This is a genomic window from Flavobacterium chryseum, from assembly GCF_004362015.1.
Classification (GTDB): domain Bacteria; phylum Bacteroidota; class Bacteroidia; order Flavobacteriales; family Flavobacteriaceae; genus Flavobacterium.
Map to the genome: position 1 here is coordinate 620,152 of NZ_SNWW01000002.1, position 16,195 is coordinate 636,346.

Here is a 16,195-nt window from a genome sequence, read left to right on the forward strand (position 1 = left end):
TAATTTTTCTTTCTTAGAATATTAAGTTTGTTAAGAACTGACTGCACTTAATTAACTTAATATCTTAATGGTGAAATAAAAAAAGCTCCAATTTGGAGCTTTTTTTAATAATCGGAAAATCTATTTTCTTTATTCTATTTTCTTTCTTCTGAATCTAAAATCTTAAGTCAAAATTAATTTTCTTCTTCTTCCATAGCATGTGTCTTTCCATAATTGCGCCATTTTTCGATGCAATCCTGAAAATCCTGAGGCAATTCTGTGTCAAAACGCATCATTTCGCCAGTTGTCGGGTGAACAAAACCAAGTGTTTTAGCATGCAGCGCCTGACGTGGCAACGCTTTAAAACAGTTTTCGATAAACTGTTTGTATTTCGTAAAAGTAGTTCCCTTCAAAATCAAATGTCCACCGTAGCGTTCGTCATTAAACAACGGATGTCCGATGTGTTTCATGTGTGCACGAATTTGGTGTGTTCTTCCGGTTTCTAATTTGCAAGAAATCAAAGTTACATATCCAAAACGTTCCAAAACCTTATAATGCGTAATTGCAGGTTTTCCTATTTCAGGATCTGCAAATACGGCCATTTGCATACGGTCTTTCAAGTGTCGGGCAAGATTACCTTCAATTGTTCCTTCCTCTTCGGCAACATTTCCCCAAACAAGGGCAATATATTCACGTTCAGAAGTTTTAGCTTCAAATTGTTTTGCCAAATGCGTCATAGCCGCTTCAGTTTTGGCAACAACCAAAAGTCCAGACGTATCTTTATCAATTCTATGAACCAAACCTGGGCGTTCACTGCTGTTCATTGGCAAATTATCAAAATGATGTGCCAAAGCATTCACAAGCGTTCCCGTATAATTTCCGTGACCAGGATGTACAACCATTCCCGGCTCTTTGTTAATTAATAAAAGTGCATCATCTTCATAAACAATATTCAACGGAAGATCTTCCGGAAGAATATGGTTTTCAAACGGTGGATGTGTTAACATAACCGTCACTACATCAAACGGTTTTACTTTATAATTTGACTTTACAGGAATATCATTTACAAAAATGTTTCCTTCAGTAGCTGCGTTCTGAATTTTATTTCTCGTCGCATTCTGAATCAAATTCATTAAATATTTGTCAATACGCAAAAGCGCCTGACCTTTAGGTACTTCAAATCTAAAATGTTCGAATAATTCGTCTTCCAGATCTAAATTTTCATTATTATTGTTCATCTTGTGGGGTTTCAGTAGCTGGCGCAGCTAAACTGTCATTTGCCTGACTTTCATCTACATAAGTTGCTTTTCCGTCTCCTAAAACCAAATCAATTTTAGAAGCTTTTAGCACGCGGTCACCTACTTTTAAGTTTCTGCCTTTATAACGCATTTCCAATACCATATCTTTTCCTAAGTTTGGGATATAAGTAATCGTTCCTTCTTCAAGCCCTAAAGCTTTCAATGTTGGAACTGCTTCGCGATATGTTTTTTCAATTAAATCAGGGATTTTAACAGATGAAAATCCTGATGCATTAATTTTAATATATATTTTTCTTCCTTCTTTTACTTTAGTTCCCGGCAACGGATCTTGCTCAACAACACTATATTTAGGAAATCCACTTCGGTAATCAACACTATCCAAAAGCACATAATCAAGATCTAATTCGTCTAATTTAGACTCTACTTGCTCCTCCGTTAATTTAGACAAATTCGGAACTGTAATTTCATGTCCGTGATCAGTTGTAAACGTCAACCAATGCATAAATAAATATACTAAAACGACAACAATTCCAATGGCAATTAATATTTGTATAAAAAATACTCGGCTTGTTAAATACTTACGTAAACTCATAAATTTATTTTTAGTTGTGGCAAAGATAAAGCTATTTCGTTTCAAAAAAAATGATAATTTTGTTTAAAACAAGAAAGTGTCTCGATTGTCATCCTTAGCGAAGTCAAAGGATAATTTTAAGGAGCTGTTTCCTGCTGTACACTGTATCTTTTATGGCGAACCCCGCCACAAAAGGATGCCGTTTCCATCAGGGCTAGGACTTTAGGTTTCATAAGATTATTTTTGGTATTATTTATCATTCCGAGGAACTAGGAATCTCCGCCTGATAAAAAATGAGAAAAAATAAGTTGCAAAAAACTAAAACAAGAAAACAAACGATTAAACACATCAAACGATTAAACAAATAAACATCAAATCAATGAAAAACATAGCCATTATCATGGGCGGATATTCTAGCGAATATAAAATCTCACTCATCTCAGGAAACGTTGTACATCAATATTTAGATAAAACAAAATACAACGGATTCCGTATTCATATTTTTAAAGAAAAATGGGTTTATGTAGATGCAAATGATGCTGAATTTCCGATTGATAGAAATGATTTTTCTGTAACGGTAAACGGAGAAAAAATCAAATTTGACTGTGTTTTCAATGCCATTCACGGAACTCCGGGAGAAGACGGATTAATGCAGGCTTATTTTGAATTGTTAGGAATTCCGCAATCATCTTGCGATTATTACCAATCGGCACTTACCTTCAACAAACGTGATTTATTGTCTGTTTTAAAACCATACGGAATTAAAACAGCTATTTCTTATTATTTGAATAAAGGAGATGTTATTGACACAGCAGAAATCGTTAAAAAAGTGGGTCTGCCATGTTTTGTAAAACCAAACAAAGCCGGATCAAGTTTCGGAATTTCAAAAGTAAAAACCGAGGCTGAATTGCCAATTGCTATTGAAGTAGCTTACAAAGAAGACAACGAAATCATCATCGAAAGTTTCCTTGACGGAACTGAAGTTTCTGTTGGAGTTATCAATTATAAAGGAGAAATCAAAGTTTTGCCAATTACAGAAATTGTTTCTGATAATGATTTCTTCGATTATGAAGCCAAATACGAAGGAAAATCACAAGAAATAACACCTGCCAGAATCTCAGATGAGTTAACGCAAAAAGTAGGTGAAACAGCAAAACGCGCCTACGAAGTTTTAAAAATGAAAGGCTTTTCAAGAAGCGAATTCATTATCGTAGACAACGAACCATACATGTTAGAAATGAACACGATTCCGGGTCTGACAACAGAAAGTTTGATTCCGCAACAAGCCAAAGCAGCTGGAATTTCTCTCGAAGATTTGTTCACCAATTCTATTGAGCTGGCTTTAGTTTAAGCTACTAAGGTTCTGAGATTTTAAGATCTCAGAACCTTAATTTTTTATACAAAATATTGTCAGACTGAGCGAAGTCTAACGAAAAAAAAAAACTTAGCAACTTAGTACCTCAGAACATTAGCAACTCAAAAAAAATGAAAGAAATATTCGAATGGAATAGACTGTTTTTTAATGAATTACCAGAGATTTTTCTTCTGGAAGTAATATTTCGTTCAACAGTAATGTTTATAGTTTTGCTATTAACGCTAAAACTAGCCGGTAAAAGAGGCGTAAAACAATTATCGATTTTTGAAACCGTAATTGTAATTGCGTTAGGATCTGCGGCTGGGGATCCTATGTTTTATGAAGATGTGGGAATAGTTCCTGCTATCATTGTTTTTATGGTCATTATAATTTTGTATCGTGCCGTAACCTGGCTTACTGGAAAAAGCAAAAAATTTGAAGAATTTATAGAAGGTAAAACCGAATGTCTTATAAATGACGGGAAATTTTCTGTAACCAGTTTTAGAAAAGAAACTCTGGCTCAGGATGAATTTTTCTCTGAACTTCGTGTAAAATCGATTGAACATTTAGGCCAGATTAAACACGCTTTTATTGAACCAAGCGGAGAAGTAAGTGTCTTTTTTTATGAAGATGAAGAAGTGGGATATGGACTTCCTATTTTGCCAGCCTTATTCAATAAAAAAAACAAAACAATTCCTGAAAACGGTATATATTCATGTTCTTTTTGCGGTAACACCAAAGAAATTGAAAAAGGAACCGCAAAATGCGAAGTATGCCAAAAAGAAGAATGGGTTCCAGCCATCAATACAAAGAGAATTACATAATAATTTTCGATTTTTTTTAATTCCAAATTCCATAAAAATCAACAAAGCTTCAACAAGTTTTAATTAACTCAGAACCTTAAAACAAATGAGAAAAGCCATATTTCCAGGATCATTTGATCCTATTACATTGGGTCACGAAGATATTATCAAAAGAGGAATTTCACTTTTTGATGAAATCGTAATCGCGATTGGTGTTAATGCCGAAAAAAAATACATGTTTTCACTCGAAGAAAGAAAACGTTTTATTGAAGAAACTTTTAAAGATGAACCAAAAATTTCGGTTATTACTTATGAAGGATTGACAATTGATTTAGCCAAAAAATTAAAAGCAAATTTCATTTTAAGAGGTCTGCGTAATCCGGCCGATTTCGAATTTGAAAAAGCCATCGCACATACTAATCGTCGCCTTTCTAAAATTGAAACAGTATTTTTATTAACTGCAGCAAAAACGTCATATATAAGTTCGAGCATTGTTCGTGATGTATTGCGAAATGGCGGTGAATATGAAATGTTAGTTCCGGATGCGGTTAGAGCGGCAAAAATATAACACCCGCAAAGTCATTGCGAGAAACGAAGCAAACACACGACGCTTTTCTTTATGATAAAATTTAGCAAATGAGATTGCTTCGTACCTCGCAATGACATACAAAAACCAACAATACAAACTTGCAAGCGAAGCAAATTATAAGTAATTTCGCATTTTTAAATAAACAACAATAATGAGCATCGAAAGAGAATTAAACAAACGTAGCGGATCTAAATGTGAGCTTTGTGGCGCGGAAGAAAATTTAAAAGTTTATCAGGTATTACCAACTCAAAAAGGTGGACTTGATGAAAGTATTCTGGCGTGTAATACGTGTATTGACCAAATTGAAAATCCTGATAACGTAGATTTAAATCACTGGAGATCTCTTAATGACAGTATGTGGAATGAAAACGTTGCTGTACAAGTTGTAGCCTGGAGAATGTTAAGCCGATTGCGTAGTGCAGGATGGCCTCAGGAATTGCTCGACATGATGTATTTAGATGAAGACACTTTGGCTTGGGCAAAAGCAACAGGAGAAGGTGAAGAAGATGAAAACAAAATTGTTCACCGTGATAGTAATGGCGTAATTTTAGAACACGGAGATTCTGTAGTTTTAATCAAAGATTTAAAAGTAAAAGGATCCAGCATGGTTGCCAAACAAGGAACTGCTGTGCGTAACATTCGATTAGACCATGAAAATGCTGAATATATTGAAGGAAAAGTTGATGGTCAGCAAATTGTAATTATTACGCAATACGTTAAGAAGATATAGTTTTTTTTGAGGTGCAAAGGTTCAGAGACACAAAGGCACAAAGATTTCTTTTGAGGTTCTGAGTAACTGAGTAATTGTGTCTAAAAGTTTTTGAAAGCTGACTTAAACAAAGAAAACTTTAAACCTGAAACTAAAAAAAAACATTAAACAATAAAAAAGGCCATTCAAATTGAATAGCCTTTTTTTATTTATATCTCTCAAAGATTATTTTTGAAATAATCTGTTGATTTGCTCTTTTACGAATGGCTCAGAAACGCTGCTTGTTGCAGAAGTAGCTTCTTTTGATGAAACCATAAATTGTACTGTAGCTTTTTCAGGAATAACACTTCCTGTGTAGTGCAACCAAATATAGTTATTAGGTAATTCTAATTTGATATCATACAAAGGATTTGCACCAAAACCACCCATAATAATATTGTAAAGGCTTGCGTAATCATTATTAACATTTTTAAATGAAAATTTTCTTAAAGTAGAAGAATCATCATCGTTTTGAATACTAGTATAATAAACAGTATATTCATCTCCAATTTTTTGAATATAATTGTTATTTACTTTTCCTAATTTTTCAACTGGTACAGTTTCAAGAACTTTAATTTGTGCAAACGAAGCAAAACTAAAGAACAACGCGGCAAGGGTAATAATCTTTTTCATAGAGGATTTGGGGTTAATTTTTTTACTAATATATAAACGCCGAAATTATGAAAAATTACTTCTAAAACTACTGTTTTATTAACATTAAATTGTGATTTTTGTTTAAAATTATTTCAATCACCAACACAAGCATCGCAACTTTTTAAAAATCAGTAAATTACATCTAATAACAACTATTTAATGCTATTATTTTTTAACAATTTTATTGGTAATCAAAAGTGTTTTCGATGCTCATATCATAGTTATTTTTAAGAATTTACTTAAAAAAATAATCTTTTTAAACGTATTAACTTTGGCAAAGGTTTGTAAAAACGAGAAACATTAAACCTACAGAGCTGAAACTGAAAATTTTATTTCTCTTCTTCTTTTTTAACAACCTTACGGGCAACTTCAATTTTGAATTTTTTGCCTTTCATTTTCTCTTCTTTTATATTCTGAAGCAAGTCTTTTACCTTGTTGTATTTTACAGCTGCAAACGAAATGAAATCCTTTACCTCAATCAAACCTAAATCACCTTTTTCTAATTTCCCTTTTTGAGAAAAGAAACCAACAATATCAATTTTATTCAGTTTTGTTTTCTTTCCGCCACTAATATAAATGGTTTGATATTCTGGTGGTTTTGGTAAAGTTGTCGTGTTCTCTACATTCAAAACATCCATTTTGTAATCTATATAATCGAGTTGCTTTTCACTTTCGTGGATGATAATATAAGCCGTTCCTGAAGCCTGCATACGCGCTGTACGACCGTTACGATGTGTAAATTCATCTTCTTTTAATGGCAAATGATAATGAATTACGTGTTTCATTTCAGGAATATCCAATCCACGTGCCGCTAAATCGGTTGTGATTAGATAGCTCATACTTCCGTTTCTAAACTGAATCAAAGCACGTTCGCGTTCTTCCTGATCCATCCCGCCATGATAATATGTGGAGTAAATTCCTTTTTCGTTTAGCGTGTCACTAATACGTTCTGCCGCATCACGATGGTTACAAAATATAATAGCCGACTCCGACTTTAAAGAACAAATCAAATTGAATAAACTTGTCAATTTATCTTTTGCTGGCGAAACAACCATTTTCATCGAAAGATTCGCTTTTTCTTCTTCCTCAGGAATAAAATCTAAAACCGTTGGATTTATAACTCTGGTATATCTCGGAATTTCAATATCTGATGTTGCCGAAACCAAAACACGTTTGTTTAGTTTTGTCAATTTCCCAATGATATAAGACATTTGCTCATGAAAACCCAATTGCAATGATTTGTCAAATTCATCAAGAATTAAAGTCTGAATTTTATCAGTTCGAAAAGTATCTCTGTCAATATGATCTGCAATTCTTCCCGGAGTTCCTATTAAAACAGCTGGCGGATTGCTTAAATTTTTGATTTCCGTATCAATTGAATGACCTCCGTAACAAATGTTTACTTTGTACTGAGTTCCCATTTTTTTCCAAACCTGCTCAATTTGCAAACCTAATTCACGCGAAGGCACTAAAATTAAACATTGAACCGAAAGAATTTCAGGTTGTAATAATTCTAAAACAGGCAACAAAAAAGCCAATGTTTTTCCTGATCCTGTTGGAGAAAGCAGCAAAACATTGTTATCATTTAAAATTGCGCCCTGAGCAACTTCCTGCATTTCGTTTAGGCTTTCAATTCCTAAGTTCGAAAGTATATTGTTGGAATGGTGATTTTTATTCATTTTGCAAAAGTAGTCAAAAAAAGTTGTTTCAGGTTTATTAACCTCAAAGTCACAAAGAATAGCGCAAAGTTCACAAAGATTTTGTTTCACGCAGATTTTGCAGATTTAAGCAGATTAAAAAAGATTTTTTTAATCTAAAATAAAAATCTGCTTAAATCTGCAAAATCTGCGTGAAACCAATAAACTGAAACATGAAACCTGAAACAAATAAAACTTTATATTTGACTTTTCTATTAAAACCAAAATCATGAAACTTTTCACATTACCCATTTTACTTTTCACAATCGCGATTTTCGCTCAAAATAATAAAAAATACGATACTTTTTTTGAGAAAGGAAACGGAAATCAATCTGCTTCTTATTCCGAAACTATTGCTTATTATAAACTTTTAGCGAATGATTTTCCAACAATTCAGATTAAAGAAATGGGATTAACAGATTCTGGAGAACCTTTGCATATGGTGATTTACAATCCTGAAAAGGAATTTGATTTTGAGAAAATCCAAAAAAACAAAGCCGTGCTTTTCATCAATAACGGAATCCACGCCGGCGAACCTGACGGAATCGATGCGACAATGCAATTGTATCGAGATTTAGCGATTGGAAAACTGAAAGCGCCAAAAAATACAGTTTTGGTTACCATTCCGGTTTATAATATTGGCGGTGCTTTAAATAGAAATTCGACTACGCGCGCCAATCAGGATGGACCTGAAATTTATGGTTTTAGAGGAAATGCCAGAAACTACGATTTGAATCGGGATCTAATGAAATCTGACACCAGAAACACAAAAAGTTTTGTTGAGATTTTCCAAAAAATAAATGCCGATGTTTTTATTGATAATCACGTAAGTAACGGCTCTGATTATCAATATAAACTGACTTATATTATGACACAGCATAACAAATTAGGAACTGTTTTGGGCGATTTTATGAATAATGAAATGATGCCTGCTTTGGTTAAAGATTTACAACAAAAGAAAATTGAAACAACGCCTTATGTAGATTCTTTTAAAGATACTCCGGACAAAGGTTTTGGGCAGTTTGTGGATAGTCCGAGATATACAACTGGTTATACTTCCCTATTTAATACAATTGGGTTTGTGGTTGAAACGCATATGTTGAAAAAATATGCCGAACGTGTAAAAATGACGTACGAATACACCAAATCGACTTTGGATTTTACGGATGCAAATTACCTAAAAATCAAGGAACTTCGAGTTAAAAATCTGGAGCAATACAAACCTAAAAAACAATATACTTTGAAATGGGAATTGGACAGCACAAAAGCTACCACATTTTCGTTTTTAGGATATGAAGCGGGATACAAAAAAAGCGAAGCTACAACCGGAAATCGTTTGTATTATGACCGAAGCAAACCTTATAAAAAAGAAGTTCCGTATATTAAAGAATTCAAATCAGTTAAAGATGTTGTGATTCCAACAGCTTATATTATTCCGCGTGGTTATTGGAATATAATTGAGCTGCTGAAAAATAATAATATCACTTATTCTCAACTTAAAAACGACACGATTATAGAAGTTGAAAGTTATAAAATTGCCAATTTTAAAACGGTTCCGAATGCGTATGAAGGTCACTATTTACACTACAACACAACTGTAAATGCTAAAACCGTAAAAATGGCTTTTGCTAAAGGCGATTACTTAGTTCCGACAAGTCAAAAAGGTGTAAAATATGTAGTTGAAGCTTTTGAACCTGAATGTGTTGATTCGTTTTTTAACTGGAATTTCTTCGACCCAATTTTACAGCAAAAAGAACATTATTCTGAATATATTTTTGAAGATACAACCGCGAAAATTTTAAAAGAAAATCCAACTCTAAAAGCTGAATTAGAATCTAAAAAACAAACTGATGCTGAATTTGCTAAAAGCTCTGAAGCGCAATTAGACTGGATTTACAAGCATTCTGTTTATTATGAGAAAGCGCATTTGCAATATCCGGTTTATCGATTGCTTTGATTTTTTAACCGCAGAGTTCGCAAAGTTTTTTTTGATTTTGATCGAGTTGAAAACGCTAAGATCGCAAAGCTTTTGTAAAAATCTTTGTCAAAGTTTTGATTTTGACAAAGATGAATTGAATTCAAATACTATTTAATAAACTAACAAAATGGAATACAAACTTTTTCTTGACGACATAAGAGATGTAAAAATGGTTTATAAGAACTTAACAGATGATGATTTTGTTATTGTAAGAAACTTTAATGACTTTAAAAAAGTAATACTTGAAAAAGGACTTCCAGAATTAATTAGTTTTGACAATGATTTAGGATTAGATGAAAATGATATTATTGCCGAAGATGGTTATGCTGCAGCCAAATGGTTAGTTTATGAATCTGGACTTGATTTACTCAATTTAAAATTTAATGTTCATTCTGCTAATCCTGTTGCTGCTCAACAAATTCAAAGTTTACTTGACAATTATATCAAGCATTTAAAAAGAGAAAATAAAAATTGATTTATATTAAACAATAACTAAATAACATTATAAAAAAATGGGACTTTTTGACTTTTTGAAGAAAAATAAAAAAAACGAAATAATTCGAAGTGAAGAAAATTCAGTTTCAACGATTAAACATAGTGGAAAATCATTGAATGAAATATATGCTGAGAAACAAAATTTTACAAAGCCTGAAAACCAGGATAAACTATTTGATTTTATCAAAATTTATAATGAATATATCGTTCGGTTTATCGGAATGCAAATTCAGAATAACTATTCTCCAATTGCGGCTTATGAAAAAGCAAATGGCGAAATAATAGGCTATTTGTATATTGCGAAAGATATGAGTTATAATCTTTCTATTGAAGAAGTAATTTCAAACATGGAAATTGAATTTGAAAAAAGACTTAGCCAAAACTTAATAAAATCTTATACCATTTTTTACCATTCTAAATTCAATAATGACAATAACCATTCTGTTGCGAAAAACAGTGATGAATTTAATGCAATTTCTATTAAATATAAGGCTGCAGATTTTAGTGGCTTTTTAGGTTTGCCCTATTCTTTTAATGAGGATGAAATTACATTTAAAGGTATTTCTGGGTTTTCAATAGAACAAAATAATTTGATTTTAAATACACAATTAATAGAAGATAAAGATTATTTTCAAGAAAGAGTGGTGATAGAAGCGCAGATAACTGAAAATGAAATTGGTTTAAAAATAAAAAAAGTAAACGATGGAACTGTAGGTGATATGTGGGGTGGTATTTTTGGATTTGAAAAATTAAGTAATCCAGCTGGAAAGCAATTATTAATAGAGAATTCTGCATATGCCCTGAGCAGAGAAGAAATAAAATCAAATAGTGAGGTTTCCATTTCTGAAATAAATTATGATTCTATAATTTTTAGAGGAGTTAAAACTGCTGATGATAATACTCATACTATTTTTCCTGTGGTAAAAACAGACTATTTTATTGAAGTAGAAAATAAGCAAATAAATGAATGGGAGAATGTTGACAACGTTGAAGGAGTAATTTCCGGAAGCGGAAGAGATACGTTTGGCATCACCTATTTTGCTACAGATTATGCAATTAATAAAGATATATACAAAACCAGTAAAAAACTAAATATTGAATTAAGCGGGATAATTTATGTACTAGATATCAGCGAAATACACCAGACGAAAACGGAACAAGAACCAAAGTTTAGTGATGATTTTACAATGTATATGCCAAATAAAGAAATGGCTGAATTTGGCTGTTTCGATTTTGTTGGAAAATTAGAATCTTTTAGAGAAATAAGCGTCTCTGAAGACAAAAGTGTAAAAGGATATATTCTAAAAGTTAAATTAATTACCAATGAAGATTTGAAAGATTTTTTTACAATTAAAATGTTTGTGAATAAGGAAAATATGAGGTTTGAAAACTTAACAATTGGAATGAAATTAACAGGAATGTTTCAATTGCAAGGACAGATAAGAGAGTAATTAAGAACCATAGAAAACCGTCCCGCTCGTGAACAAAATCAAAATAAACACAAAATATCTAAATTAAAAATAGTGACAAGCGGGACGCTCGCGCTAGCGGGGGAAATTTTAGTCAAATTTTTGAACTTTGACAAGATAGATTACCAATTTTAGAGTACTTTATGGATTTCTGTAAAAATATCACTGCTGTGCGAAGTCTCTCGACTTCGTACCATCTTTAATGATCGATAAAGAGGATTAAAAATGATCATGACTTGACTGTGACTTATCTTAATGTTATATATTTGAAATATTAATTTTATAATTCTAAAAGTCAAAAATAAATGGGACTATTCAATAATCTTTTTAAAAAGAAAGAAGAAAAAACAAAATTAACTTTCAATCAGCTAAATGGTACTAAACAGTTTACATCTGAAAATGATTTTTTAGAAAAATTTGGAGCTGTTGCTTTAGAGAAGCAAAGAAATCTTTTTGGTGTAACTGGTGGTCTTTCATGGAATGTTGACATGGGTAAAGAAGAAATAACATTTGGAGACCATCTTACATTTCCAATGCAGGTTTTGGGTTCTTTTTCGCATTCTTCAGAAACATGGCTTTGGGTCTGGGAGAATAAAGCTGGTGGTTATGCTGAATCTGTTATGAAACAAGCTCTTCTATTAAAGCAATATGGAGAAGAAAATAATATTGATTTATTGACTGTTGGAAAATTTGATGCTGTAGAGAATGATTTACACCTAATTGGTATGATTGCTGTTGAAATGTTTAATGCAAGTGGTTATTATCTTGGAAATTATGGACAGGGAACAATGGTTGTTACAATTAAATCTGATACAATTGATAAAGTTGAAAGTGAAGAATTATCGCGAATTTTAACTGTTTTCCCAGAACTAATTTCAACATTTGAAATTCAAAATCATAAAAATGCTTTTACCAATTATCTATCTCAAAAAGGTTATGAGCTGACATCAAATGGAAATGAAATTAAAGCAGAAAAAAATGAAAATGTAATTAATGCTGCTTTTAATGAAGATAATCTTTTGACAAAATTAAATGCTAATTCTTAAGCTTTCCGCTAAAAAAAACAACTAAACCCTGCGAAGATCTTTTAAAGCCGATTGCCTGCGTGAGGGATAGAAGCAAGCTACCGAAGTAGCGCGGATAGCCCGACAGCATTTAAGAAAAGACCCAATGAACGCAAAATTTGTTGGGTCTTTTCTTAAATGGTGGCACGCCATAAAAGCTTCTAAGGTTCTGAGAATCTAGAGTGTTAAGTTTAAATATTTCGAAAGTAGAAAGTATAATTAAAACAAAACCTCGTAAGTTAGACTTACGAGGTTTTATATTTACTATGCAGAAAAATGTCTCTTTTTTATTGACCACCAACTCCCACTAAAGTAGGATATTGACCAGCGGTAAATTTCCAATTAGCAGCTGTCCAGGTGCTGTTATAAGGAGTTGCTGTTTTCATCTGTGCTGTTGTTTTTCCAACTGCATCACCACCATCATCTGAAGTAGTTTGTCCCGTAGTTTGGGTATCCCAAAAACAATCCGGAGCTGCACTCCAGTTGAAATTAAAACCAACCAATCCGCCACCAACTTTTATATTTCCTGTGGCATAGCAATTATTGATTTCGCAAGCATTTTTTCCAATAAGTGCTCCTCCATTTTTGTATGTTCCTGATACAGTACCTGTAGCGTAACAATTTTGTACATCACAAAGGTAATTATAGCCTATTAAACCACCTGCAAAGGAATTAGCGGGTCCTGTTACATTCACTGTACTGTAGCTGTTTAAAAGTTTACCAGCTATTCCGTTGGCATCATTGTTAATTCCAACTAAACCACCTACATGCCTATTAATCTGGCTTCCTGTAGAGCTAACAGTTCCAGTAGCATAACAACGAGAAATTGTACCTCCTACATTATTGGCAACAAGAGCTCCAACATTACCACCACCTTCAATTTTTACTGAGACAAGTCCAAGATTCTTAACTACACCTTTAGATCCAAGAGTAGAAACAAATGCAATATCGTCAGTACTAGTTCTTTTTATTGTTAGATTCTTCACTACGTGACCATCTCCGTCTATGGTTCCGTTAAAGCTATCAAAATCTCCAATAGGATTCCATCCCTGAGTTTGATAATTAGAACCAAGTGCATATTCAGTACCATCTACAGCAGGCATAATAATATCGTTCATCAGCTTAAAATTATCTTCAAGATGGTAACTTGCTGACCAGAGATGCTCTGGAGTATATACGCCATAAGGATTTGTACTTTTGTTATAAGCTGGTACTTTAATAACGTATGTTTTTTTAGTCTTTTTATCAGCCGCAGTTACGGTAAATGAAACTCCTGTTGTATTATAATTACTCTGTTCGTTGTCTCCAAAAGCTGTTACTTCTGCCCCTGGAGGTAAAATTGGATATCCTGTAACAAACTCAATATCAGCCGGAGCGTTGTTAAATGTATTTGTTCCTTCTTTAAGCGAAGTTAGTTCCCAATACGTTTCATTATTAGAAGCTTCAAAAGTAAAGCCTAGTATATCTGCTGAATTAGGTGGTGCTATTGTATAATTTTGTGTGCTGCCATCTTCTGCAGTTACTGTGTAAGTAATAGTTTTGCTAAAATCATTTTTAGTTGTACCACTTACTTGATTAACAGTGCCTACGGTAACTTTTGTTCCTGTTGTAGTAAAAGTAGCCGCTAAACTAGTTAAATCTGTTTGAGCAGGAAATGTAATGGAAATAGTGTGCGTTTTTTCATCTATAACACCTGTTACTGCCGGATTTACAAAAGAGAAAGCAGTAATTGCCTTGTCGGTTCTGCTTACTACAGGCGGTACATCTGGATCGTCGCTTGAACATGAATAACCAACCATAATTAATAATGCAAGTAAGCCCGCATATTTGAATATTGACATCGTAGCCAATTTTAGTTTTTTTGACATTTTTTGAGATTTTTTTAGTAAAATAGTTTATGGGAAATGATAGCTGTTTTGATCCAGCTATGTGTAAAACCGTACTGGTTTTTAAGAGTAATTTTTCTTCATATTGTAGAATGATGGCTTGTTTAAATTAGTTATTATTTTAAGTGAAATTTTGATCAAAAATAACTTTAAATTTCTTTGGGGCAATTTTTTAATAAAAAAAATAGCATAAATTAACTTCTTTATGAGTTTTACTCAAAAAGTTTTAAAATATGATTAAGTGTTAAAAGCAAAAATCAATATCAAAAAATCTAATTTAATTTTTGATATTGATTTTGAAATTTGAAATTGCAATTGTTATTGAAAAGTACTTTCTTCCTCAAACAACAATTTAATATTTTCGTAAGAGTTTTTTAAGGCTTCTTTGATTTGCTCCGGATTGAGCCAGGCCACTTTTTCAATTCCTTCTTCTATTTGGCCTTGTGGAGTTCCTTCAAAATCAGATTGCATTTCGAACCAATGTGTGATTTTGAGTTTATATTTTCCGTTGCGTTTGAAAACGTGATAGGTTTTTTCCAGTTTTTCGGTGATTCGGAGCTTGCCTACGCCAGTTTCTTCTTCAACTTCACGCATGGCGGTGTCTTCAATTTCCTCCCCTTTTTCGATTCCGCCCTTTGGTAAGTCCCATTTTCCGTTTCTGAAAATAAATAAAACTTCGCCTTTTTTATTGTATACAAGCCCTCCTCCTGCTTTACTCACAGGGATTTTGGCTTTTAACGTCTTCATAATTTCCTTTTCGTCAGGATGATACAAATAAGCCTTTTGAATTTTATTTTGAAAAATTTTAACGATAAGATGCTCAATATCAATACTTTCTAACAAGAATAATTGAAAATCGGTCTCTTTCGAGATTTCATTTGTCAAAAAAAGTGGTTTGTCGTTCACAAAAACTTTATACATTTGTATTATGATTTTTAATAAAGATACTGCCGAAAAAACAGCCGAATTGCTTTTGCAAATAAATGCAATTAAATTGAATCCCGAAAATCCTTTTACATGGGCTTCCGGATGGAAATCTCCTATTTATTGTGATAATAGGTTAATTCTTTCATTTCCTGTCATCCGAAATTACGTTCGTGATGAGTTTGCGAAGAATATTGAAAAACAATTTGGAAAACCAGATGTTATTGCCGGTGTTGCCACTGGAGCCATTGGAATTGGAATTCTTGTTGCTGAAAGCCTTGGATTACCGTTTGTATATGTGCGCCCGGAAGCAAAAAAACACGGAAGACAAAATCAGGTTGAAGGATTTTTGCAAAAAAGTCAAAACGTAGTTGTTGTTGAGGATTTAATTAGTACAGGAAACAGCAGTTTGATGGCTGTGGAAGCTTTACGCAACGAAGGCGCTAACATAAAAGGAATGGCAGCGATTTTTACTTACGGTTTTAATGTTGCTGAAGAAAACTTTAAAAATGCTAATATCGATTTGTTTACGTTAAGTAATTATGAAAATTTACTTAATCTGGCAGTTGAAAAACAATATATTACCGAAGAGCAGCAGTCTACTTTGCAGGAATGGAGCGAAAGTCCTTCGACTTGGCTGCAGGAAGAGGAGTAATTTTAGATTTTAGATTTTAGATTTTAGATTTTAGATTTTAGATTTTAGATTTTAGATTTTAGATTTTAGA

At 32.7% G+C, this 16,195-nt stretch carries 15 protein-coding genes; 9 read left to right on the forward strand and 6 right to left on the reverse strand.

Annotation, left to right across the window (positions count from 1 at the left end; genetic code table 11):
• Positions 1 to 173 precede the first annotated feature (173 nt).
• Positions 174 to 1,217: an RluA family pseudouridine synthase gene (locus EV143_RS06425; RefSeq protein WP_133507141.1), complete on the reverse strand. Its 1,044-nt coding sequence runs from the start codon at positions 1,215 to 1,217 to the stop codon at positions 174 to 176.
• Positions 1,207 to 1,830 (reverse strand): PASTA domain-containing protein, encoded by a 624-nt coding sequence (locus tag EV143_RS06430; protein ID WP_133507142.1) that lies wholly within the window; start codon positions 1,828 to 1,830, stop codon positions 1,207 to 1,209. Before EV143_RS06430 ends, EV143_RS06425 begins: the two co-directional genes overlap by 11 nt.
• 358 nt (positions 1,831 to 2,188) lie before the next feature.
• Between EV143_RS06430 and EV143_RS06435 the strand changes: the two genes are divergently transcribed.
• The 4 genes from EV143_RS06435 (at position 2,189) to EV143_RS06450 (ending at position 5,285) form a co-directional block, all read left to right on the forward strand.
• Positions 2,189 to 3,160 (forward strand): D-alanine--D-alanine ligase, encoded by a 972-nt coding sequence (locus EV143_RS06435; protein WP_133507143.1) that lies wholly within the window; start codon positions 2,189 to 2,191, stop codon positions 3,158 to 3,160.
• Between the two features lie 134 nt (positions 3,161 to 3,294).
• Entirely contained in the window at positions 3,295 to 3,987 is a 693-nt protein-coding gene (locus tag EV143_RS06440) for a DUF421 domain-containing protein (protein ID WP_133507144.1), read from the forward strand.
• A gap of 85 nt (positions 3,988 to 4,072) precedes the next feature.
• Positions 4,073 to 4,534, forward strand: a complete 462-nt coding sequence (gene coaD / locus EV143_RS06445) for a pantetheine-phosphate adenylyltransferase (protein WP_133507145.1) — start codon at positions 4,073 to 4,075, stop codon at positions 4,532 to 4,534.
• Between the two features lie 172 nt (positions 4,535 to 4,706).
• Complete coding sequence (locus EV143_RS06450; RefSeq protein WP_133507146.1) at positions 4,707 to 5,285, forward strand: PhnA domain-containing protein; 579 nt, start codon at positions 4,707 to 4,709, stop codon at positions 5,283 to 5,285.
• A gap of 204 nt (positions 5,286 to 5,489) precedes the next feature.
• On the opposite strand, the gene EV143_RS06455 is transcribed toward EV143_RS06450, so the two are convergent.
• A complete protein-coding gene (locus EV143_RS06455) occupies positions 5,490 to 5,936 on the reverse strand; it encodes a hypothetical protein (RefSeq protein WP_133507147.1) in 447 nt (148 codons plus the stop codon).
• A 350-nt stretch (positions 5,937 to 6,286) separates the two neighbouring features.
• Positions 6,287 to 7,636, reverse strand: coding sequence for a DEAD/DEAH box helicase (locus tag EV143_RS06460; RefSeq protein ID WP_133507149.1), 1,350 nt, complete (start codon positions 7,634 to 7,636; stop codon positions 6,287 to 6,289).
• 247 nt (positions 7,637 to 7,883) lie between these two features.
• Between EV143_RS06460 and EV143_RS06465 the strand changes: the two genes are divergently transcribed.
• The 4 genes from EV143_RS06465 (at position 7,884) to EV143_RS06480 (ending at position 12,642) form a co-directional block, all read left to right on the forward strand.
• Entirely contained in the window at positions 7,884 to 9,611 is a 1,728-nt protein-coding gene (locus EV143_RS06465) for a M14 family metallopeptidase (RefSeq protein WP_133507151.1), read from the forward strand.
• A 148-nt stretch (positions 9,612 to 9,759) separates the two neighbouring features.
• Positions 9,760 to 10,107 carry a cyclic-phosphate processing receiver domain-containing protein gene (locus tag EV143_RS06470; protein ID WP_133507152.1) on the forward strand — a complete coding sequence of 116 codons (348 nt, stop codon included), beginning with the start codon at positions 9,760 to 9,762 and terminating at the stop codon, positions 10,105 to 10,107.
• A gap of 37 nt (positions 10,108 to 10,144) precedes the next feature.
• On the forward strand, positions 10,145 to 11,578 hold the full coding sequence (locus tag EV143_RS06475; RefSeq protein WP_133507153.1) for a hypothetical protein: 1,434 nt from the start codon (positions 10,145 to 10,147) through the stop codon (positions 11,576 to 11,578).
• Positions 11,579 to 11,901: 323 nt separating this feature from the next.
• A complete protein-coding gene (locus EV143_RS06480) occupies positions 11,902 to 12,642 on the forward strand; it encodes a DUF6882 domain-containing protein (RefSeq protein WP_133507154.1) in 741 nt (246 codons plus the stop codon).
• 305 nt (positions 12,643 to 12,947) lie between these two features.
• Here the strand turns inward: EV143_RS06480 and EV143_RS06485 are convergent, their stop codons facing one another.
• Both EV143_RS06485 and EV143_RS06490 read right to left on the reverse strand, forming a co-directional pair.
• A complete protein-coding gene (locus tag EV143_RS06485) occupies positions 12,948 to 14,528 on the reverse strand; it encodes a GLUG motif-containing protein (protein WP_133507155.1) in 1,581 nt (526 codons plus the stop codon).
• Between the two features lie 336 nt (positions 14,529 to 14,864).
• Entirely contained in the window at positions 14,865 to 15,467 is a 603-nt protein-coding gene (locus tag EV143_RS06490) for an NUDIX hydrolase (protein ID WP_133507156.1), read from the reverse strand.
• Positions 15,468 to 15,474: 7 nt separating this feature from the next.
• On the opposite strand from EV143_RS06490, the gene pyrE reads away from it, so the two are divergent.
• Entirely contained in the window at positions 15,475 to 16,125 is a 651-nt protein-coding gene (pyrE, locus tag EV143_RS06495) for an orotate phosphoribosyltransferase (RefSeq protein WP_133507157.1), read from the forward strand.
• The last annotated feature ends 70 nt before the right edge of the window (positions 16,126 to 16,195 follow it).